This is a genomic window from Bacillus pfraonensis (assembly GCF_050768835.1).
GTDB classification, from domain to species: domain Bacteria; phylum Bacillota; class Bacilli; order Bacillales; family Bacillaceae_G; genus Bacillus_A; species Bacillus_A pfraonensis.
Window position 1 is genome coordinate 21417 of sequence record NZ_JAHCDO010000032.1, and the last position, 21095, is coordinate 42511.

Below are 21095 nucleotides of genomic sequence, written 5' to 3' on the forward strand. Positions count from 1 at the left end.
TATATTCCCCTATCATATGTATTAAAAGCTGTTTCAAGAAGGGAGATTACATGAAAGAAACAAAGACATGGAAAATGATTCTATCCGGTATCTTTGCCTTAGTAGCTGTAATGGGCATCAGTCGTTTCGCTTACACACCCATTATTTCTTTTATGGAAAAGCAAGCTCATATTGAGGAAGACCTCGCTGGATATTTAGCCTCCAGTAACTATCTCGGCTATCTTCTTGGTGCCTTCTTTATTGGATTTATTACGTTAAAAAATCGTGAAAAAGTGTTACATCATTGTTTATTTTTTAACGTCCTTTCGACCCTTTGTATGGGCTTTACCTCTCAAATTTTCTTTTGGTTTCCTCTTCGGCTTATTGGGGGCTTTACGAGTGCTATCGTATTCGTTCTTGCCTCTAGTATTGTTCTAGATTATTTATTTCATCGGAATAAGATTGTACTAAGTGGGATGATTTATAGTGGTGTTGGAATTGGAATTATTTTTGCTGGATTATTCGCCCCTCTGTTCAACTCGCTTTGGTATTGGAAGGGATCTTGGATTGGATTAGGTCTTATTAGCTTTAGTTTAGCTATTTTTGTGTGGAAATGGTTAAAAGAAGATACTAGACATACTGTGCAAAAATCAAAAGTTACTACAATAGACACGACTCATAGAAAAAATTATTTATTTTGGCTCATTTTAGCTTATGGATTTGAAGGATTTGGCTACATCATTACCGGAACTTTTCTTGTCACGATTGTAGAAAGAATTACCCTCTCATCCTTTTATGCGTCGTGCAGCTGGATTATTGTTGGTATCGCCGTTATTCCATCTAGCTATATTTGGTCAAACATTGCTCAAAAGTACGGGACAACACGCGCTCTTATCTCAGCCTACTGTCTACAAATTATAAGCGTTCTATCTCCACTTCTTATTCCCAACGTAATCGGAGCATTTTTAAGTGCTTTTCTTCTCGGAGCTACATTCGTAGGTATCACTATCTTAACAACGACAGAAGCAAAAAGAATCAAACCAAATGAAAGCAATAAAGTTATCGGTTATACAACTGGAATTTATGGTATTGGACAAATTATTGGGCCAATTTTTACAGGGGTTATCGCGAAACAAACACAGAGCTTCTCTTTTCCACTCATTGGCGCTGCGCTTACATTAGTTATTTCAATTTTACTATTATTAATAGGTGAACTAAAATGCAAGCATGTCTGCGCTAAGCGAACTTCTATAGATACAAATACTCCTTGAAACATTCAACATACAATATCCTTTATCCTATTTTTAAAGATAATTCCCTTATACAAAAATACCCCCGCTAACCGCGGGTGTATTTTCACAAGACTTCCTAATCCTTACTTCACAAATCATCTCGACTAAAGTCACACTCTTTTAACGGGACAACCTTCGTCTTTTTAATAAACTTATAACCTAACCAAAGAGCGATAAACACTGGCACACTAATATACGATACAAACATTCCATACCAGTTAATCTCCCCTCCAGAAACCACTTCACTTCACTTCCCTATCCAATAATAACAACGATACATAATATTAACGTAAACAATGGACCAAAGGGATACCATTGCGCCTTAAATTTTCAGATTATTTAAAGCGCAATCACTTTTATATCCCTATTTCAACATAAAAAAGGCAATCAAGAAAGCTCTTAATTGCCCCTACTCTATATCAACTCTGGTAACTGTACCTTCTTCTGATAAGCTCTCCATGTGATACACCATTTTTTCGGATCATCTAGAAAATCCTGTTCATCTAATTTATGAATCGTACTATTTTGCGGAGCAGTTTGAATTATTTCTGGACTTTCATATGCCTCTCTCGAAATTTGCTCAAGTGCCGTAATATACTCATCTAAATCTACCTTAGAATAGCTCTCAGTCGGTTCCAACGTAAACGGCTGAGGAACAATATATGGATGGTGACTCGTCCAATAATGTAAGCCGAAATCTGTCATTCTTCTTTGAACATCTTCTGTCGTAATACCCGTTTCATTGTTCATCTCTTCCCAGCTATAACGAACTTGTTCAAGCCGCTGTCCTTTTACATAAGGAGCACTTGCACCACGAATTTTTTGTACTTTATGATACATATAATTGTTGTTTAACACAGCCGTGGTCGCCACTTCTTTTAGCCCTTCTGGTCCAAGCGCACGAATCCATGCATAAGCCCTTAAAATCGTTTGTGACACCCCATGAAAAGCACGTATTTTCCCAATAGAATGTTTCAATTTATGGTTTAAATAATATTTTCCCTCATCGCACTCAACAATTGGTCCCGGTAAGTACTCTTTTAACTTTTTACTCACACCAAGTGCACCCGTTGCTGGTCCACCACACATATGCGGAGCTGCAAATGTTTTGTGAAGATTAAAGAAACACATATCAAATCCCGCTTCTTTCGCCCGAGTAATCCCAAGAAGACCGTTTGCATTTGCTTGGTCGTAGTAACAAATCCCACCAGCTTCATGAACAACCCGTGTAAACTCTTTAATCTTCGAATTAAAAATCCCTGTATCTTCAGGGTTCGCTACAACAAACCCTGCTGTTCGTTCTGAAACAACAGCTTTTAACTTTTCAAGATCAGGAAATCCATCTTTATCGGGATGAAGCGTAATGATTTTAAAACCTTTAACAGCTGCTGTAGCCGCTTGTGAAGGATGTGAAAAAATGGTTGTAATAATTTCATTCCGTTTTTCCCCTTCTCCTCGAGATTCATGATATTTTCTGACAATGGATGCCATAGCGAATAACGCCTGCGTACCACCACTTGGTTGAAATGAAAAATGATCCATACCAGAAATTTCTCTCATGCAAAGATCCAATTTATATATAATCTCCAGCATTCCTTGGACCGTACTTTCATCTTGAAGAGGATGCAATTCCATTATTTTAGGATTTCGTACTAATAATTCATTAATTTTAGGGATATATTTCATCGTACAAGTCCCTTGGCCAATTTCAACATTAAAATCTGACCCTAATGTCTCTTGCGAAAGTCTCACATAATGCCTTAACACACGCGCTTGACCGATTTCTGGAAGTCTCGCTCTTTCTTTTCTATACATAGAATGAGGAATCTTTGAAACTCCATCTCCAACTTCCTGCACAATCGTTTGATCCGCTACCGGAACTTCTACTCCTCTTTCTCCTCGCTGGTGAAGTTCAAAAATAATTGGTTCATTCCATTTCGCTTGATGAAAGTCACGAACTTTACTATCCCCTTTAATTTTTTTCATGAGTCTAGTCTCCTTTCTATTCATCTATTTTAATTCACCACAATTTCTTGAAGAGCAGCAATTAAACAATCCAAATCTTCCTTCGTATGGACTTCTGTAACGCAATATAAAGCGCATTGACCAAATACAGGAAACTCTTTCGAAATATCCTTTCCTCCAAATATCTGTTTTTCTAACAATCTCTTATTTATAGTTTCTACTGATAAACCGGTCTCATTAAAATCAACAAGAAACTCTTTAAAAAATGGAGAACTTAATCTTGAGCCTCTCACCCCAGGGATTTTGTTCAATTGTTTTACTGCATATTGACTATTTTGCATAATGGTTTGACCTAATTCATACATACCATTCGGTCCAAGTAACGATAAATAAACCCCTGCTGTAATCCCCCATAGCGCTGTTTGTGTACCAACTGATTCTTTTCCTTTTTCACGAAGCGCAAAAGATGTCCGGTCATAAGCTACATCTCCAAATCCGTACTCTCCTTCTTTTACTGTTGGTACTATTCCAAATAAACGTGAAGGATATTCATTCACAAATTTTTCTTCATCTCTTGTAGCAATAAACCCCGCTTGCCCTCCGCTATAGTTCATATGCATACCAAGAGGCTGCAAATCACCACAAACAATATCTGCTTGATAGTGACTCGGTGGTGCCAGTACTCCAAGGGATATTGGATCAACACCAACCACTACTAGCGCATTGTACTGCTTCGCAATTTCCGCAATTTCCATCCCTTGTGATTCAATAAACCCCAAATAGGAAGGATTTTCAAAATAAATCGCTGCTACATTAGAAGATACCTTATTCTTTAAATCTTCTAAATCTAGAAGACCATTTTCATCGTCATAACCAACAGAAATAAATTCAAGATCCGGAGACCCATAATTTTGAATAATTTTTATTCTCTCCGGTGATACAGTTTGTGCTACTAATACCTTTGTCCTTTTGGTTATACGGGCAGCCATCCGAATTGATGTCGCTGCTGCTTGCCCCCAATCAAATGTAGGCACATTTACAACATCCATATCAACAAGTTCCGCGACTAAACTTTGATATTCAAATAACGCTTGAAATCTACCATGATCCTCATAAGGTTCTCCAGCATATGCCGTTAGAAATTCTGAGCGTTGATTCACTTCATCACAAACAGCTGGGACAAAATGTTGCCAACAACCTGCTCCTAAAAAATTTAGATATTCATTTGTACTCGTATTCTTACACAATATCCCTTCAATATGGCGACGTAGTTCGTATTCTGTAAGCGCCTTTGGTATATTCATTTCCTCTTTTAACTTTAGTTCATCTGGTATGCAAGCGTACAATTCCATCACGGATTCAACGCCTATTTCTTTTAACATCTCTTCCTTTACTTCAGGTACCATATTTGGAATGTAAGGATGTACCTTTTTCGTCATCTTAATACCCCCTTATTAAATTTCATTCAATTACGCTAAGCCTCCACCATCAACAACGAGTTCCGTTCCTGTCACCCAAGATGACAAATCACTAGCCAAAAATAAAACACCTTTTGCAATATCACGAGGCGTACCAATTCTTGATAAAGGTCGATCTATTGCTGAATCTTTCAAAAACACTCCCTCTTCTACATTCAATTGCTTCGCCTCGTCACGTAGTAACTGCGTATCTGTATCACCTGGGCATATGCAGTTCACTCGAATATTTTGCGGTCCATGATCAATTGCCATCGCCTTCGTTAAGTTCACAACACCTGCCTTCGCAGCACAATATGCCGCTGCTTTATCGCCTCCTTTTAGCCCCCATCCGGAACCAGTGTTAATAATACTTCCACCTTTCTTTTCAGCCATAATTGGAATGATATATTTAGATAAAAGGTATACACCTTTTAATGAAACATTAATAACTGAATCCCATTCCCTTTCCTCTAATTCAACAACTGTTTTTCTTCTAATAATTCCCGCATTGTTAAACAACACATCTACATTTCCATATACCCGCTTAATATGTTCACTGATATTCTTACAATCTAAATCACTTGTTACATCACACTTCAAAAACTCTGCTCGCTGTCCCTCATCTCGTAAACTCTGTGCCGCTTGCATACCCTTTTCTTCATCAATATCTAAAAGAATAACCGTAGCCCCTACTTCAGCAAAAATCATTGCGGTCGCATACCCAATTCCTGATGCCGCTCCAGTCACAACTGCCACCTTATCCTTTAATTGAAAATAATCTCTTTCCATAAAAAAACCTCCTTTATTCACATCTGCCTTTTATTAAGCAAAAATCATGCCAATTTTATTACATAGAAAAACCTTATCGTAGCAAGCAACCTTAGCACAATCATTTGACATTTTTGACAAACATTTGACACTTTTGCATTTTTCTGAATTATCATACAATAGTTATATAATAGAAAGGGGGGCTAACTTGTCTACAATCACAGCAATTACAAAAATTATTCATACCTTTGCTGAACTATTACAAATAGAAATTGCTTATTTTAACCACGAAGGGCTATTAATTGCTTCAACGGAAGAATATAAAAAGAAAAAAGGAGAGCGTGTATACCTTCCCTTTTTCCAGAAACTATACGAACATCCCATTACCTTTGTACATAAACCCGGTCATATGAATATGTGTCATGGTTGTCACTTTCAAAAGAGTTGTCCATCAACTGCAGAAATCATACAAAATATGATTCAAAATGAACGTCACTATGGCTATCTTTCATTTGTTAGTTTTTCAAAAGATAAGCAACAGAAATTGCTCGATCAGCAAAAAGATTTTATCTATTGGATGGAAAAATTAAAAGAAATTATTACCGATATTATCCATGAAACGAACTACTCTCCTGCCAGAGTAGGGACAAAATTAAAACAAACTGAATATATCCTTGGAAATAGCTATACATTACAAAACATAAAAGAAATCTTAAAAAATATGAAAAGTAGTACTTCCTCTATCGTTATTACAGGAGAAACAGGGACAGGGAAAAGCTTAATGGCAAAACTGATTCATGAACAAAGCATGTTCCAAAGGGGAGATTTCATTGAAATAAATTGCGCTAGTATTCCTGAATCTTTATTCGAGAGTGAACTCTTTGGCTATGAGGAAGGTGCATTTACGGGAGCAAGGAAAAAAGGAAAACCGGGTTACTTTGAAATGGCTGATCGAGGAACACTATTTTTAGATGAAATTGCCGATCTCCCTCTCTATTTACAACCAAAACTATTGAAAGTACTGCAAGATGGTGTTGTACAAAGAATTGGTGGAACGCTTCCTAAAAAAGTGAATGTCCGAATAATTGCTGCATCTAATCAACCATTAGAAAAATTAATAGAATCTAAACAATTTCGTCCAGATCTTTACTACAGACTCAATGTTATTCCAATCCATTTACCACCACTCCGCGAACGGAAAGAAGACTTAAAGAAACTCGTTCCCTTCTTAATTGAAAAATTACAAACAAGAACAGGAAAATTCATTCAAACTTATACCGATGAGTTCCTAGCAAGATTAAAACAATATCACTGGCCCGGGAACATTCGTGAACTAGAGAATGTTTTAGAATATAGCATGAATATGGAGAAAAGTGGCCAATTAACTAAATCATCACTACCAGCATTTCTTCAAAATAATTCGGATTTACTGCGTTCAACTACAAAACAACATGGTGCATTACAAGAGGCTGAAAAAGAGAGTATTATTCAAAAACTTCATGATTATGGTTATGATTATGAAGGAAAAAAACAAGCCGCCGCCGCTTTAGGAGTAAGTGTGCGAACACTATACAGAAAAATGGAAAAACTCGGAATATCTGATCCAACTAGATAATATATACTTTTATTATTAGAGCTTGCTTTTTTCATAAAAACTACTAAACAAAAAAAGAAGCTAACATAAAACATGTTAGCTTCTAAAAATCTACCTTTGCAATTGCACGATATCCTATATCATTTCGATAAAATAAACCATCGCTCTCGATTTTTTCTATCTCTTTATATACTTTATCCTTCGCTTCTTGTAGGTCTTTTGCTTTACAAGCAACAAATAGCACACGACCACCGTTTGTTACAAAATCTCCATATTTCATAGCTGTACCTGCGTGAAAGACAATTGCATCTTCTAACATATCTAACCCGCGAATCACAGCACCTTTTTCATATGCTTCTGGGTATCCTTTTGAAGCAAGTACGACACCAATAACTGCTTCCTCTGACCACTTAAGTGTTAACTCTTTCCCATCTAATACGTAATTACATACGTCGACTAAATCACTTTCTAAACGAGGTAATACAACCTCTGTTTCTGGATCACCAAAACGAGCGTTGAATTCAATTACTTTCGGCCCTTCGTTTGTTAAAATAAGTCCCGCGTATAAAATACCTGTAAATGAACGTCCTTCTTGAATCATTGCCTTGGCAGTTGGATGTAAAATTGTCTCAATTGCTTCGCTAACTGCTGATTCGGGAATTTGCGGTACAGGAGAATATGCACCCATTCCTCCTGTATTCGGTCCTTTATCACCGTCAAAAGCACGTTTATGATCTTGTGCAATTACCATCGGATAAACAGTTGTTCCATTTACGAATGCCATTAAAGAGAATTCCTGTCCATCTAAAAATTCTTCAATAACAACCTTTTTACTCGCTTCACCGAATTTTACATCTTGCAGCATTTCTTTTACAGCTTCGAGCGCTTCTTCTAACGTCATTGCTACCGTTACACCTTTACCAGCTGCTAAACCGTCCGCTTTAATAACAATAGGTGCACCAACTTTTTGAATGTATGCTACCGCTTCCTCATAGTCTGTGAACGTTTCATATGCTGCCGTTGGAATATCGTATTTCTTCATCAATTCTTTTGTAAAAGCTTTACTTCCTTCAATTACAGCAGCTGCTTTATTCGGTCCAAAAACGCGAAGTCCTTCTGCTTCAAAACGGTCAACAATTCCATTCATAAGAGGAATTTCTGGACCAACGAATGTTAAGCCGATATTGTTTTCTTTCGCAAACAAAACAAGTTCATCAAAATCATTTTCATCAATATCAACTGGCATTGCCATATCTCTCATACCTTCATTGCCCGGTGCTACATACACCTTCTCCACTTGCTCAGACTGGGCAAACTTCCAAGCTAAAGCATGCTCGCGCCCACCGCGGCCGATTACTAAAACATTCATATTTTATCCTCCACTTTATTAAAACGGAAAATAGGAGCAAGCCTATTTTCCGTGTCGTATTTTGTAGATAAGTCGATATCCCATGTCGAAACGCCGATATATCATGAGAAACGGTCGATATATTTGAATTTGCGCCGATAAAATTTCATGTGCTTGTATATCTCTATTAATGTTTGAAATGACGTACACCAGTGAACACCATAGTAATACCATATTCATCAGCTTTTTTAATAGAATCTTCATCGCGGATAGATCCACCAGGTTGAATGATTGCTGTAATACCTGCTTTAGCAGCCTCTTCTACTGTATCTGGCATTGGGAAAAATGCATCAGATGCTAAGGCACTACCTTGCGCTTTGTCAGCAGCTTGCGAGATGGCAATTTTCGCCGAGCCAACGCGGTTCATTTGTCCAGCACCAACACCAATTGTCATGTTATCTTTTGCTAAAACAATCGCATTTGATTTTACGTGTTTAACAACTTTCCAAGCTAGTTTTAAATCGGCCCATTCTTGCTCCGTTGGTTCACGCTTTGTTGGAACTGTAATTGCATCTTCATCTAGTGCTAGTGTATCTTCTTCCTGAACTAAAAGGCCACCTTGTACAGAAGTTAATTTTTTACTTGCATTTGCTGCTTTTTCAATATTTACAGTTAACAGACGTAAATTTTTCTTACTTTGCAACACTTCTAAAGCTTCTTGTGAGAAAGAAGGTGCGATAATAATTTCTAAGAAGATTTCATGTAACTTTTCAGCCGTAGCTTTATCAATTTCACGATTGGCCGCAATAATGCCTCCAAAAATTGATACAGGATCCGCTTCGTAAGCACGTGTATATGCTTCATGAATATCAGTACCAACACCAACTCCACATGGGTTCATATGTTTTACAGCTACCACTGCTGGCTCTGTAAATTCTTTTACAATGCTAAGTGCTGCGTCTGCATCATTGATATTGTTATAAGATAATTCTTTTCCATGTAATTGTTCTGCATATGCAACAGAAGAAGTTGCTGCAAACGGCGCTTTATAGAATGTTGCTTTTTGATGTGGGTTTTCACCGTAACGTAAATCTTGTTTTTTCTCGAATGTTACTGTTAATGTTTCTGGGCTTTCTTCTCCCATTTGTTCAGTTAAATAGTTTGAGATTAATGCATCATATGCCGCTGTATGGCGGAATACTTTTGCTGCTAATTTTCGTTTTGTTTCGTCTGTAACTTCACCGTTTTCTTTTAGCTCAGCTAGTACAACATCATAATCTGTTGGATCAACGATCACTGATACAAATTTATGATTTTTCGCAGCTGAACGAATCATTGTTGGACCACCGATATCAATATTTTCAATTGCATCAGCAAATGTCACATCAGGTTTAGCAACTGTTTCTTTAAATGGGTATAAGTTTACAACAACAAAGTCGATTGGCTGAATGCCTAATTCATTCATCTGCGCTACATGCGTTTCATTATCACGTACTGCAAGTAAACCACCATGAATGTTTGGATGTAATGTTTTCACACGACCATCCATAATTTCCGGAAATCCTGTTACTTCAGAAATCCCAATTACTCGCAATCCATTTTCTTCCAATAATTTTTTCGTTCCACCTGTTGAAATAACTTCAATCCCTTGTTCAAGTAACCCTTTAACAAACTCTACAACACCTGTTTTATCTGAAACACTTACTAATGCACGCTTTTTCATTTATCCTTCACCCCTAGTTGAATGTTATTTAACAGTCTTCTCTTTCATAGATTGAACGATTTCGTTCACCGTATCTACGTACAATCTATGTTCAACTTGCTGAATTTTCTTTTGTAAACTCTCTCTCGTATCCGCGTCAGAAACATTTACTGCTTCTTGTGCAATAATCGGTCCTGTATCCATCCCTGCATCTACGTAGTGAATTGTCACTCCTGTTACTTTCACTCCTGCCTCTAACGCTTGACCGACAGCATCTTTCCCTGGAAAACTTGGCAATAATGATGGATGAATATTAATGATTTTTCCGCCATATGCTTCTAATAATGTTGGCCCGATAAGACGCATATATCCCGCTAAAATAACACAATCGATCTCGTATTCTCGCAGTTTTTTTAGTATCTCATTTTCAAACGCTTCTTTTGATTGATATTCTTTCGCTGAAAAAGCAAAGCATGGAACATGATGATAATGCGCTCGTTCGATAACACGCGCCTCAGGTTGATCACATACTAGTAAACTAATATCAGCTTGTAATCTTTTTTCTTCCACTGCATTCATTAGCGCTTGGAAGTTAGAGCCGCTTCCTGAGGCAAAAACTGCCAATCTACTCATAGTTCTGTGCCTCCATGAAAAGTGACACCTGATCCTTTTACAGTGCGCCCAATGATGTGTGCTTTTTCCCCTTGCTCTGCAAGAAGCTTAACAACATCTTTTGCATCTTCTTCTTTTACTGCCACTACCATACCAATACCCATGTTAAAAATATTGAACATCTCTTTTTCTTCTAGTTTTCCAACCTCTTGAAGCAAGCTAAAAATCGGTTGAATTTGCCAAGAACCTAGTTCAATTTCTGCACCCATTCCTTCTGGCAACATACGTGGAATATTTTCAATAAAACCGCCACCTGTAATATGAGCCATGCCATACACTTCATATTTCTTCAATAGTTCTAAAATAGGTTTGACATAAATTTTCGTTGGCTTTAATAGTTCTTCACCAAGAGGTAGTTCTAAACGACCATGTATACGATCTAAAGATAGCTGTCCGTCTTCTAATAACACTTTGCGCACTAAAGAATAACCATTACTATGAATACCGCTAGATGCTAAACCAATTAACACATGACCTTCTTCAATAGACTGACCTGTTACAATTTTCTTTTTATCAACAATACCAACCGTAAAGCCTGCTAAGTCGTACTCTTCAGTGGAATACATACCTGGCATCTCAGCTGTTTCTCCACCAATTAGCGCACAGCCAGCTTGGCGACAACCTTCTGATATACCTTTGACGATGTTTTCAATTTTACTAGGTTCTGCTTTACCGCAAGCAATATAGTCAAGGAAGAAAAGCGGTTCTGCCCCTTGGACAACAATATCATTTACACACATTGCTACTGCATCAATACCAATTGTGTCATGTTTATCCATCATGAAAGCGAGCATCAATTTTGTACCTACACCGTCTGTTCCAGATACTAATACAGGTTCTTCTAATGCAAATTTTGATAGGTCAAACATACCTCCAAAACCGCCAAGACCTCCTAGTACTTCTTTTCTCATTGTTGTTTGTACGTGTTTTTTCATGCGAGATACCGCTTCATATCCAGCTTCAATATCTACTCCTGCTTGCTTATATGCATTCGCCATCGTTTTTTACACCTCGTCTTTTAATTTCTCCCACCAAAGCGGGCGCTTTAGAAAAGAGCTAGCTTCTACTTCAAATAAAGTAGAAGCTCCTCACTTTTTTTATTTCATACTTTCTAAAAGCTCTTGCTCGTAATCATAAAGAGCTGTTGGATAATCCCCATTAAAGTACGCCATACATAAGCCGCCATATTTCCCTTCATATGGGCGTCCAATTGCATCTACTAAACCATCTTCACTTAAAAATGTTAAAGAATCTGCGCCAATGATTTGACGTATTTCTTCTATAGAGTGGTTTGCTGCGATTAATTCTTTTCTTGTTTGAATATCAATGCCATAGAAACAAGGATATTTAAGTGGTGGAGAAGCAATTCTCACATGCACTTCTGTCGCCCCTGCCTCGCGAAGCATTCGAACAATACGTTTACTTGTTGTTCCTCGTACAATCGAATCATCGATCATTACAACGCGTTTTCCTTCAACTACTCCTCGTACTGCTGAAAGCTTCATTTTTACCCCTTGCTCACGCAATTCTTGAGAGGGTTGGATAAAGGTACGACCAACGTAACGATTTTTAATTAATCCTAATTCATATGGAATGCCAGTTGCTTCTGCATAACCGATCGCTGCCGAAATACTAGAATCTGGTACACCCGTTACAACATCTGCTTCAATAGGAGCTTCCTTTGCTAAAGCTTTCCCCATGTTTTTACGTGCTGCATGAACATTGATACCAGCAATATTGGAATCTGGACGTGCAAAGTAAATGTATTCCATACTACAAATTGCGTGTTCCACATCATTTGTAAAACGATCTACTTGAATGCCCTTATCATTAATGATAAGTAGTTCCCCAGGTTCAACATCACGAATGTATGTCGCACCAACTACATCAAAAGCACATGTTTCAGATGCTACAACGTACGCATCTCCCATTTTTCCGATTGAAAGTGGACGGAAACCGTTCGGATCTAACGCAACGATCATTTCATTACCTGTTAGTAAAAGATACGCAAATGCGCCTTTTACTTTGTTCAACGCATCTTTTACGCTCTCAATGAGTGAACCTTTTGTATTACGCTTAATTAAATGAAGTAGTACCTCTGTATCTGAACTCGTTTGAAAAATACTTCCTTCTGCCTCTAATTCGCGACGAAGCATTTTTGCATTAATTAAATTTCCGTTGTGAGCTAATGCCATACTATGATCAGAGAAACGGAATAATAATGGTTGCACGTTCGCTACTTCACTTCCGCCTGCTGTTGCATAGCGCACATGTCCAATTGCTGATCTTCCATTTAAGCCTTCTAGCTCACCTCTTGAAAACACTTCTGATACTAAACCTAACCCCTTATGACCAACAATTTTCTCCCCATTATTTACAACAATGCCTGCGCCTTCTTGCCCACGGTGCTGTAAACTGTGCAAGCCGTAGTACGTAACTTGTGCTGCATTTTCATGCCCCCAAATTCCGAAAACGCCACATTCTTCATTTAACCCCTTTATTTCAGCAAGCATGGGATTGCCCCTTTCCAAGCCTTTCTCATTTCATCAACATTTGCTACAAGTAATACTTCGTTCTCTTCATTTTGAATTGTTACTTCATTTGTACTTGTAACTTCCCCAACTTGAATTGCTTCTACTGCTTTTTCGAATGCTTCTTGTTGTTCACGTTTTACTGTTACGACAAAGCGTGATTGTGATTCTGCGAATAATGCCGCTGTTGCTTCCCCAGCTAATTTCACAGTAGCACCTAAGCCTTTCGCACCGATTGCACTTTCAGAAATTGCAACTGCCAATCCGCCTTCTGCAACGTCATGTGCAGATTGAACAAGTCCCGCTTGAATTGCTTCTAGTAATTGTTTTTGGCGTTTTAATTCTACTTCTAAGTCGATGCTTGGTGATTGACCAAAGATTTTACCGTATACCATCTTCTGTAATTCACTTCCACCAAACTCAGCTTTCGTTTCACCAATTACATAAACTAGATCTCCAGCTTCCTTAAACTCTTGTGTTGTTACATGTTTTAAGTCATGAACAAGACCTACCATACCAACAGTTGGTGTTGGATAAACAGCTTCACCGCTACGTTCGTTGTACATTGATACGTTTCCGCCGATAACTGGGGTTTGTAGTGTACGACAAGCTTCACTCATACCATCTACTGATTTCTCAATTTGCCAGAAAATTTCTGGTTTCTCTGGATTACCAAAGTTCAAGCAATCTGTAATTGCAAGTGGCTCTCCGCCTGAACATACGATATTACGTGCAGCTTCTGCTACTGCAATTTTACCGCCCATTTCAGGATCTAAGTAAATGTAGCGAGAGTTACAGTCTGTTGTCATTGCTAATGCTTTCTCTGTGCCACGTACACGTACAACTGCCGCATCTGACCCTGGTGTAACAACTGTGCTTGTGCGTACTTGATAATCGTACTGATCATATACCCACTCTTTACTTGCAATCGTTGGTTGTTGTAATAAAGCTAGTAATGTCTCTTTATAGTTATCTACTTTTGGTGTTTCCATTTCCATTTCTTGGAACTCTTTAAAATATGCTGCCTCTTTTGAAGGTTTATGATAAACCGGTGCTTCTTCTGCTAATGCGTCCGCAGGTACTTCTGCTACCATTTCACCTTTATGGAATAAGCGAAGCATTTTATCTTCCGTTACTTTCCCCATCGTAACAGCCGCTAAACCGTACTTCTCAAATAAGTCTACAATTTCTTGCTCTCTGCCTTTTTTCACCACAATCAACATACGTTCCTGTGATTCAGATAACATCATTTCATATGGTGTCATACCTGTTTCACGTTGTGGTACATCATCTAAATACATTTCAATACCCATTCCTGCTTTACTTGCCATTTCCGCAGAAGATGATGTTAAACCTGCCGCTCCCATATCTTGAATTCCAACAAGAGCATCAGATTGGATTAGCTCTAGACATGCTTCGATAAGAAGTTTCTCCATAAATGGATCGCCTACTTGTACTGCTGGTCGTTTCGCTTCTGAACTCTCAGATAATTCTTCTGATGCGAAAGTTGCACCGTGAATACCATCGCGTCCCGTTGAAGCACCTACGTACATAACCGTGTTACCAGCACCGTGTGCTTGCCCTTTTTTAATATCTTCATGATTAATTAAGCCAACGCACATTGCGTTTACAAGTGGGTTTCCTTCATAACATGGATCAAATTGTACTTCTCCGCCCACAGTTGGAATACCAATACAATTACCGTATCCTGCAATCCCTGCAACTACTTCTTCAAATAGATATTTTACGCGTGGTGATTGTAGTTCACCGAAGCGAAGTGAGTTTAATAATGCTACTGGACGAGCTCCCATCGAGAATACGTCGCGAATAATACCACCAACACCCGTTGCTGCACCTTGATATGGCTCAATTGCCGAAGGGTGGTTATGACTTTCCATTTTAAATACAACCGCTTGATTATCACCAATATCTACAATACCTGCACCTTCGCCAGGTCCTTGTAAAACGCGCTCTCCTGTAGTCGGGAATTTGCGAAGAACTGGTTTTGAGTTTTTATAACTACAATGCTCTGACCACATAACAGAGAATAGTCCTGTTTCTGTGTAGTTCGGCAAACGTCCTAAAATCTTTTCAACCATGGCAAACTCTTCGTCTGTTAGCCCCATTTCCGCATATATACGTTCTTCTTTAATTTGTGTTGGATTTGGTTCAAGCATTAACGACATATGTTTCCCTCCAATGTTTCAAAATAGATTGAAAGACTTTTAAACCTTCAGCGCCGCCAAGAATTTCATTCACAGCACGCTCTGGATGTGGCATCATGCCAAGTACATTTCCTTTTTCGTTTACAATACCTGCAATATCTGAAACGCTTCCGTTTGGATTATCTACGTAACGGAATGCAATTTGATTCTTTTCTTCTAATTCTTTAAGAGTTGCTTCATCACAATAGTAATTTCCTTCACCATGTGCAATTGGAATGTTAATTACTGCACCTTGTTCATATTGCGATGTAAACATCGTTTCGTTATTTTCAACACGTAACTGAACAGTACGACACATAAACTTTAAGTTTTTATTTCGCATTAATGCACCTGGTAACAATCCTGATTCAACTAAAATCTGGAATCCATTACATACACCTAGAATTGGCTTTCCTTGTTCAGCAGCTTTTTGTACTGCCTTCATTGCATTTGCGAAGCGAGAAATGGCACCGCAGCGAAGGTAATCACCGTAAGAGAATCCTCCTGGTAAAAGAATCGCATCATATTCATCTAAATTCTCTGCATCATGCCAAACGTAGTCTACCTCTTCGCCAAGCTCATCTTTAATTGCATGAAACATATCAACATCACAGTTCGAACCTGGAAAAACGATTACGGCAAATTTCACTGTGCGACAACCTCCTCAACTTCATAACGGAAATCTTCCATTACTACGTTCGCTAATAGCTTTTCACACATTTCTTTTACCTTGCTATCCAGATCAGTTACTGATTTATCAATTGTTAATTCCATATATTTACCGATACGAACATCTTGTACTTCTGTGAAAGAAAGACTGTGCAAAGCACCTTTCACCGCTGTTCCTTGTGGATCTAATACGCTCTCTCTTAATGTTACATATACCTTAACTTTATACATGTGAAGCTCCCCCTAAACGTTTTAAAATTTCTTCATATGCCTCTGTTAAATTCCCAAGATCACGGCGAAATACATCTTTATCAAATTTCTCATTACTCTCTTCATCCCATAAACGACAAGTATCTGGTGAAATCTCATCTGCTAATACGATTTCGCCTTCTTCTGTTAATCCAAACTCTAATTTAAAATCTACTAATCTTACACGACAGCTTGCGAAGTGCTCAATCAATACTTGATTGATTTGTAGAGCTTGTTCTCTTAATGTACTTACTTGCTCTGGCGTTGCAACGTTTAACACACGAATATGGTCTTCTGTTACAAGCGGATCTCCTAAATCATCATCTTTGTAGTAAAGTTCTACGATTGGTGCTGCAAGTGCAGTTCCTTCTTCCATTCCTAATCGTTTTGAAAGACTTCCTGCAATTACGTTTCTTGTGACAACTTCTAATGGAATAATACTTACCTTTTTCACAAGTTGTTCTGTATCTGACAGCTTCTCAACAAAATGTGTTTTGATTCCTACTTCTTGTAACTTTCTGAATAAAAGAGTTGTAATCTCATTGTTCAGACGACCTTTTCCTGTAATTGTCGCTTTTTTCTCCCCATTGAAAGCAGTAGCACTATCTTTGTACTCTACCCAAACCATATCTGCTGCTTCTGTACGATAAATTCTTTTTGCCTTACCCTCATACAGCAATTCTAGCTTTTGCATTTCGCAAGCCCCCTGTAGTTTGAAAAATGTGAATAGTTTATTTATAAAGAATGGCACAGAATACCTCTACTCTGTGCCATATCAAATTATCAGCTTAGTTCAATCCAAGACGTTCAAAAATTGTATCAACATGTTGCATATGATGTTCATAATTGAAGCATTCGTTGATTTCTTCTTGTGTTAATTTGCTTGTAATACGCTCATCTGCTTCTACAAGCTCTTTAAATTGTACTTGTGTCTCCCAAGCTTCCATCGCTTTAGGCTGTACGATATCATAAGCTTCTTCACGTACCATACCTTTGTCGATTAGCGTAAGCATTACGCGTTGAGAGTAAATTAAGCCGTATGTTCTTTGCATGTTGCGCTTCATATTCTCTGGGAATACCGTTAAGTTTTTCACGATATTACCAAAGCGATTTAACATGTAGTTTAATGCGATCGTTGCATCTGGTAAGATCACGCGTTCTGCAGAAGAGTGAGAAATATCACGTTCGTGCCATAATGGAACATTTTCATAAGCAGTTAACATGTAACCACGAATTAAGCGAGCCATACCAGTCATATTTTCAGATCCGATTGGATTACGTTTATGCGGCATTGCAGAAGATCCTTTTTGCCCTTTGGCGAAAGCCTCTTCTACTTCACGTGTTTCACTCTTTTGCAAGCCACGAATTTCAACCGCAATCTTTTCAATAGATGTTGCAATTAATGCAAGTGTTGACATGTAATGTGCATGACGATCACGTTGTAATGTTTGTGTTGAAATTGGCGCTGCTTCTAAACCTAAGTTTTCACAAACATACTTCTCTACGAATGGATCAATGTTCGCGTATGTACCAACTGCACCAGATAATTTACCAACGCGAACTGTATTAGCTGCTTGCTTGAAACGCTCTAAGTTACGTTTCATTTCTTCATACCAAAGACCAAGTTTTAAACCAAATGTTGTTGGTTCCGCATGCACACCATGTGTTCTTCCCATCATCACTGTGTATTTATGCTCTTTTGCTTTGTTCGCTAAAATCTCAATGAAGTTTTCTAAGTCTTTTAATAAGATTTCATTTGCTTGTTTTAAGATGTAAGATAACGCTGTATCCACTACGTCTGTTGATGTTAAGCCGTAGTGTACCCATTTACGCTCTTCGCCTAATGCTGGTGTTTCTGATACTGCACGAGTGAATGCAACTACATCATGACGTGTTTCTTTCTCAATCTCATAAATACGATCAATATCAAATGATGCATTCTCACGAAGTTTTTTCACATCTTCTTTTGGAATATCGCCAAGTTCAGCCCATGCTTCACAAGCTAAAATCTCAACTTCTAACCATGCTTTAAATTTGTTCTCTTCCGTCCAAATCGCACCCATCTCAGGGCGTGTATAACGACTAATCATCTTTTTCCCTCCAAAAGTTGTTCTTGATGGTCCCAAATATGCAAACTCTGCGCTTTTTTTAAAGCAACTTCAATATTTTCATTTAAAATATTTACATGCCCCATTTTACGCTGTGGCTTTGCTTCTTCTTTTCCATACAAGTGTAAATAGCACCCGGTTAATCTATTCACTTGTCCAAGGACCCCTTCTATATGTTCGCCTAAAATGTTTACCATGACAACTGGTTTTAACAAATTTGTTTCTCCTAGAGGTAAATTACAGATTGCTCGAATATGTTGCCCGAATTGACTTATTTCACATGCATCGATTGTATAATGCCCTGAATTGTGAGGTCTTGGTGCTAATTCATTAATATAAATCTCACCAGCTGCTGTAGCAAACATCTCTACTGCTAGTGTTCCCACAAGCTGCAGTTCATCCGCAAGTACCTGTGCGTATTCAATTCCTTTTTGTGAAAGTGCTTCTGTGATGCGAGCTGGTACGATAGATTCATGTAAGATGTTATTCACGTGAATATTTTCAGCTACTGGAAATACCTTCGTTTCACCACTTATGCTACGAGTTACAATCACTGATATTTCTTTTTCAAATGGCACCCATTTTTCTAAAATGCATTCAGTTTGACTAGCAAGTTCACTTGCTCTCTCAACATCTGATTCACTTCTTAAAACCACTTGTCCTTTACCGTCATACCCTCCTGTTGTTGTTTTTAACACACAAGGGAAGGACAGTTCTTGAATCGCTTCAAGAAGATCATCTTGCTTTTGGACAAGTCGATATGGTGCTACTGGTAACCCAGCCTTTACGATTGCATTTTTCTCTGTAAAACGATTTTGTGTTTTGTATAGTAGCTGACTGCCTTGTGGTAAATACGCATGTTTTTCAAGCCATTGTAAACATCTATAATCAATATTTTCAAATTCATATGTGATAACATCGCTTATTTCTGCTAAATGCTGAATCGCTTTCAAATCATCATAAGATGCAACAATTTCAATATCAGCAACTTGTGCACATGGTGAATGTTTTGTCGGATCTAGTACAGCAATTTTATAACCCATTTCCTTCGCTGCTAGCGCCATCATTCTTCCAAGCTGGCCACCGCCAATAATTCCAATTGTTTTTCCTGGTAAAATGATTCTTGTCATATTAGTTCACTACCTTCACGCACATTTTTCTCAATTGCTTCTCGTCTCAGTTCTAATGCATCATGTATATCATCATGAAATGAGCCAAGTATTTGTGCCGCTAGTAGTCCTGCATTTGTTGAACCAGCCTGACCAATCGCAACAGTTGCAACTGGAACTCCTCCTGGCATTTGAACGATAGACAGTAACGAATCAAAACCATTTAATGCTTTTGATTGAACAGGAACACCGATTACAGGAAGATTTGTCTTCGCTGCAACCATTCCTGGTAAATGAGCGGCTCCTCCAGCTCCAGCAATAATAACTTTTAACCCACGTTCACGAGCTGTTTCTGCATATTCAAACATATAATCTGGAGTCCGATGAGCGGATACAACTTTCTTCTCATACGGAATGTTTAATTCATCTAAAATATCACAAGCATATTTCATTGTTTCCCAGTCTGACGCGCTTCCCATTATGACTCCAACTAGTGATTTCATATTAGAATCCCCCCGATTCAAATAAAAAAAGCCTGAAATAGAACATTTTCTCTTTTACTATGAGAGAAAGCGCTCTACTCAGGCATACGTATCCTTTGTGAATAGAAAAATACCGAGTGACTTTCCCTCATAGTCTAACGAATAACGGTCGTTAGGTAGAGACTTGCAGGCCATATCCCCGCGATTATATGAGGTGCGATATAATATTGTTTCTATGGCTATATTAACAATATTCCATGAGCAATGTCAATAAATAATCGAATGTTTTTTTATTACTTATTGATAACGTTCGTGTTTTAGTTATATTCAAAAGAGGAAGTGAAAATATATGCATGTATGAAAGGGAATTAGGGTAATAATTCAAAATATAGATATACAAGGATTCCCCTTTAACTACAAGGTTTCATTAGGGTACTATATCAATGGAGCTAAAAAGATTATTCAGCATATATTTTTTATTTAGGAGCTTTATGCTTATATGAATGTGTATGAAAAAGATTGCTATGAGAAAAGCTAGTTGATGAATAAACAGTACCGGACTTTTCAGGTTGTTTAAACGGTTCAATCTTATCAGGAGACTGAATAATACACAATGATAAAATATTCCCAATGTATGTATTGAAGATAATGAAGTAATTCATTTTGAGATAGAAGAACCTACCGATTAAAGTGTTTTTGAACTAAAGGATGCCTTTATGCCTGAATAATAGTATGAAAAGAGAATTTAAAACCACAAAAAACCTAAGTCAAAAAGACTTAGGTTTTTGCTTGGCGACGTCCTACTCTCACAGGGACAGGGTCCCAACTACCATCGGCGCTAGAGAGCTTAACTTCCGTGTTCGGTATGGGAACGGGTGTGACCTCTCTGCCATCATCACCAAACTATGAAGGCATATTCCTTCAAAACTAGATAACATTTGCTTCATATTATATGGTTAAGTCCTC

18 protein-coding genes, 1 rRNA gene and 1 riboswitch are annotated in these 21095 nt (G+C 38.0%); of the genes, 2 read left to right on the plus strand and 17 right to left on the minus strand.

The genetic code is table 11. The features are described from left to right. The first annotated feature begins 50 nt into the window (after positions 1-50). Entirely contained in the window at positions 51-1250 is a 1200-nt protein-coding gene (locus KFD70_RS23510) for a YbfB/YjiJ family MFS transporter (RefSeq protein WP_336454133.1), read from the plus strand. Between the two features lie 109 nt (positions 1251-1359). Here KFD70_RS23510 and KFD70_RS23515 read toward each other — a convergent pair whose 3' ends face one another. The 4 genes from KFD70_RS23515 to KFD70_RS23530 all read right to left on the minus strand — a co-directional run bounded on the left by KFD70_RS23515 (position 1360) and on the right by KFD70_RS23530 (position 5482). Then, entirely contained in the window at positions 1360-1512 is a 153-nt protein-coding gene (locus KFD70_RS23515) for a hypothetical protein (RefSeq protein ID WP_336454132.1), read from the minus strand. Between the two features lie 173 nt (positions 1513-1685). Continuing rightward, complete coding sequence (gene gcvPB / locus KFD70_RS23520) at positions 1686-3257, minus strand: aminomethyl-transferring glycine dehydrogenase subunit GcvPB (protein ID WP_336454131.1); 1572 nt, start codon at positions 3255-3257, stop codon at positions 1686-1688. Positions 3258-3286: 29 nt separating this feature from the next. Continuing rightward, entirely contained in the window at positions 3287-4675 is a 1389-nt protein-coding gene (gene gcvPA, locus KFD70_RS23525) for an aminomethyl-transferring glycine dehydrogenase subunit GcvPA (RefSeq protein ID WP_336454130.1), read from the minus strand. Positions 4676-4705: 30 nt separating this feature from the next. Next, positions 4706-5482 (minus strand): SDR family NAD(P)-dependent oxidoreductase, encoded by a 777-nt coding sequence (locus KFD70_RS23530; protein WP_336454129.1) that lies wholly within the window; start codon positions 5480-5482, stop codon positions 4706-4708. 187 nt (positions 5483-5669) lie between these two features. On the opposite strand from KFD70_RS23530, the gene KFD70_RS23535 reads away from it, so the two are divergent. Next, a complete protein-coding gene (locus KFD70_RS23535; protein ID WP_336454128.1) occupies positions 5670-7076 on the plus strand; it encodes a sigma-54 interaction domain-containing protein in 1407 nt (468 codons plus the stop codon). A gap of 82 nt (positions 7077-7158) precedes the next feature. On the opposite strand, the gene purD is transcribed toward KFD70_RS23535, so the two are convergent. The 13 genes from purD to rrf all read right to left on the minus strand — a co-directional run bounded on the left by purD (position 7159) and on the right by rrf (position 21032). Continuing rightward, entirely contained in the window at positions 7159-8424 is a 1266-nt protein-coding gene (purD, locus tag KFD70_RS23540) for a phosphoribosylamine--glycine ligase (RefSeq protein ID WP_336454127.1), read from the minus strand. A gap of 166 nt (positions 8425-8590) precedes the next feature. Further along, complete coding sequence (gene purH, locus KFD70_RS23545) at positions 8591-10126, minus strand: bifunctional phosphoribosylaminoimidazolecarboxamide formyltransferase/IMP cyclohydrolase (RefSeq protein WP_336454126.1); 1536 nt, start codon at positions 10124-10126, stop codon at positions 8591-8593. A gap of 24 nt (positions 10127-10150) precedes the next feature. Further along, positions 10151-10738: a phosphoribosylglycinamide formyltransferase gene (gene purN, locus KFD70_RS23550; protein WP_336454125.1), complete on the minus strand. Its 588-nt coding sequence runs from the start codon at positions 10736-10738 to the stop codon at positions 10151-10153. Further along, the gene (purM, locus tag KFD70_RS23555; protein WP_336454124.1) at positions 10735-11775 is read right to left on the minus strand and encodes a phosphoribosylformylglycinamidine cyclo-ligase; all 1041 of its coding nucleotides are present in this window, start codon (positions 11773-11775) and stop codon (positions 10735-10737) included. The genes purN and purM overlap by 4 nt, the downstream gene beginning before the upstream one ends. 99 nt (positions 11776-11874) lie before the next feature. Next, positions 11875-13290, minus strand: a complete 1416-nt coding sequence (gene purF, locus KFD70_RS23560) for an amidophosphoribosyltransferase (RefSeq protein ID WP_336454123.1) — start codon at positions 13288-13290, stop codon at positions 11875-11877. Continuing rightward, positions 13275-15494 (minus strand): phosphoribosylformylglycinamidine synthase II, encoded by a 2220-nt coding sequence (gene purL / locus KFD70_RS23565; RefSeq protein ID WP_336454122.1) that lies wholly within the window; start codon positions 15492-15494, stop codon positions 13275-13277. The genes purF and purL overlap by 16 nt, the downstream gene beginning before the upstream one ends. Further along, on the minus strand, positions 15478-16161 hold the full coding sequence (gene purQ, locus KFD70_RS23570; RefSeq protein WP_336454121.1) for a phosphoribosylformylglycinamidine synthase subunit PurQ: 684 nt from the start codon (positions 16159-16161) through the stop codon (positions 15478-15480). Before purQ ends, purL begins: the two co-directional genes overlap by 17 nt. Next, on the minus strand, positions 16158-16412 hold the full coding sequence (gene purS, locus KFD70_RS23575) for a phosphoribosylformylglycinamidine synthase subunit PurS (RefSeq protein WP_000278826.1): 255 nt from the start codon (positions 16410-16412) through the stop codon (positions 16158-16160). Before purS ends, purQ begins: the two co-directional genes overlap by 4 nt. Further along, positions 16405-17124, minus strand: coding sequence for a phosphoribosylaminoimidazolesuccinocarboxamide synthase (gene purC / locus KFD70_RS23580; RefSeq protein WP_336454120.1), 720 nt, complete (start codon positions 17122-17124; stop codon positions 16405-16407). The genes purS and purC overlap by 8 nt, the downstream gene beginning before the upstream one ends. Positions 17125-17218: 94 nt before the next feature. Then, the gene (gene purB, locus KFD70_RS23585; RefSeq protein WP_336454119.1) at positions 17219-18520 is read right to left on the minus strand and encodes an adenylosuccinate lyase; all 1302 of its coding nucleotides are present in this window, start codon (positions 18518-18520) and stop codon (positions 17219-17221) included. After that, complete coding sequence (gene purK, locus KFD70_RS23590; RefSeq protein WP_336454118.1) at positions 18517-19668, minus strand: 5-(carboxyamino)imidazole ribonucleotide synthase; 1152 nt, start codon at positions 19666-19668, stop codon at positions 18517-18519. The genes purB and purK overlap by 4 nt, the downstream gene beginning before the upstream one ends. Beyond that, positions 19665-20150, minus strand: coding sequence for a 5-(carboxyamino)imidazole ribonucleotide mutase (gene purE / locus KFD70_RS23595; protein ID WP_336454117.1), 486 nt, complete (start codon positions 20148-20150; stop codon positions 19665-19667). Before purE ends, purK begins: the two co-directional genes overlap by 4 nt. Positions 20151-20260: 110 nt before the next feature. Next, positions 20261-20362: riboswitch (purine riboswitch) on the minus strand. A 554-nt stretch (positions 20363-20916) separates the two neighbouring features. Continuing rightward, positions 20917-21032 (minus strand): 5S ribosomal RNA (gene rrf / locus KFD70_RS23600). Positions 21033-21095 lie beyond the last annotated feature (63 nt).

What these genes read in the sequence shown, in the direction of transcription:
- purF (WP_336454123.1), bottom strand. Translation starts at nt 13,290, where the DNA reads ATGCTTGCTGAAATAAAGGGGTTAAATGAAGAATGTGGCGTTTTCGGA.
- purN (WP_336454125.1), bottom strand. Translation starts at nt 10,738, where the DNA reads ATGAGTAGATTGGCAGTTTTTGCCTCAGGAAGCGGCTCTAACTTCCAA.
- purH (WP_336454126.1), bottom strand. Translation starts at nt 10,126, where the DNA reads ATGAAAAAGCGTGCATTAGTAAGTGTTTCAGATAAAACAGGTGTTGTA.
- gcvPA (WP_336454130.1), bottom strand. Translation starts at nt 4,675, where the DNA reads ATGACGAAAAAGGTACATCCTTACATTCCAAATATGGTACCTGAAGTA.
- gcvPB (WP_336454131.1), bottom strand. Translation starts at nt 3,257, where the DNA reads ATGAAAAAAATTAAAGGGGATAGTAAAGTTCGTGACTTTCATCAAGCG.
- KFD70_RS23530 (WP_336454129.1), bottom strand. Translation starts at nt 5,482, where the DNA reads ATGGAAAGAGATTATTTTCAATTAAAGGATAAGGTGGCAGTTGTGACT.
- purK (WP_336454118.1), bottom strand. Translation starts at nt 19,668, where the DNA reads ATGACAAGAATCATTTTACCAGGAAAAACAATTGGAATTATTGGCGGT.
- purB (WP_336454119.1), bottom strand. Translation starts at nt 18,520, where the DNA reads ATGATTAGTCGTTATACACGCCCTGAGATGGGTGCGATTTGGACGGAA.
- purE (WP_336454117.1), bottom strand. Translation starts at nt 20,150, where the DNA reads ATGAAATCACTAGTTGGAGTCATAATGGGAAGCGCGTCAGACTGGGAA.
- purS (WP_000278826.1), bottom strand. Translation starts at nt 16,412, where the DNA reads ATGTATAAAGTTAAGGTATATGTAACATTAAGAGAGAGCGTATTAGAT.
- purC (WP_336454120.1), bottom strand. Translation starts at nt 17,124, where the DNA reads ATGCAAAAGCTAGAATTGCTGTATGAGGGTAAGGCAAAAAGAATTTAT.
- purM (WP_336454124.1), bottom strand. Translation starts at nt 11,775, where the DNA reads ATGGCGAATGCATATAAGCAAGCAGGAGTAGATATTGAAGCTGGATAT.
- purD (WP_336454127.1), bottom strand. Translation starts at nt 8,424, where the DNA reads ATGAATGTTTTAGTAATCGGCCGCGGTGGGCGCGAGCATGCTTTAGCT.
- purL (WP_336454122.1), bottom strand. Translation starts at nt 15,494, where the DNA reads ATGTCGTTAATGCTTGAACCAAATCCAACACAAATTAAAGAAGAACGT.
- KFD70_RS23510 (WP_336454133.1), top strand. Translation starts at nt 51, where the DNA reads ATGAAAGAAACAAAGACATGGAAAATGATTCTATCCGGTATCTTTGCC.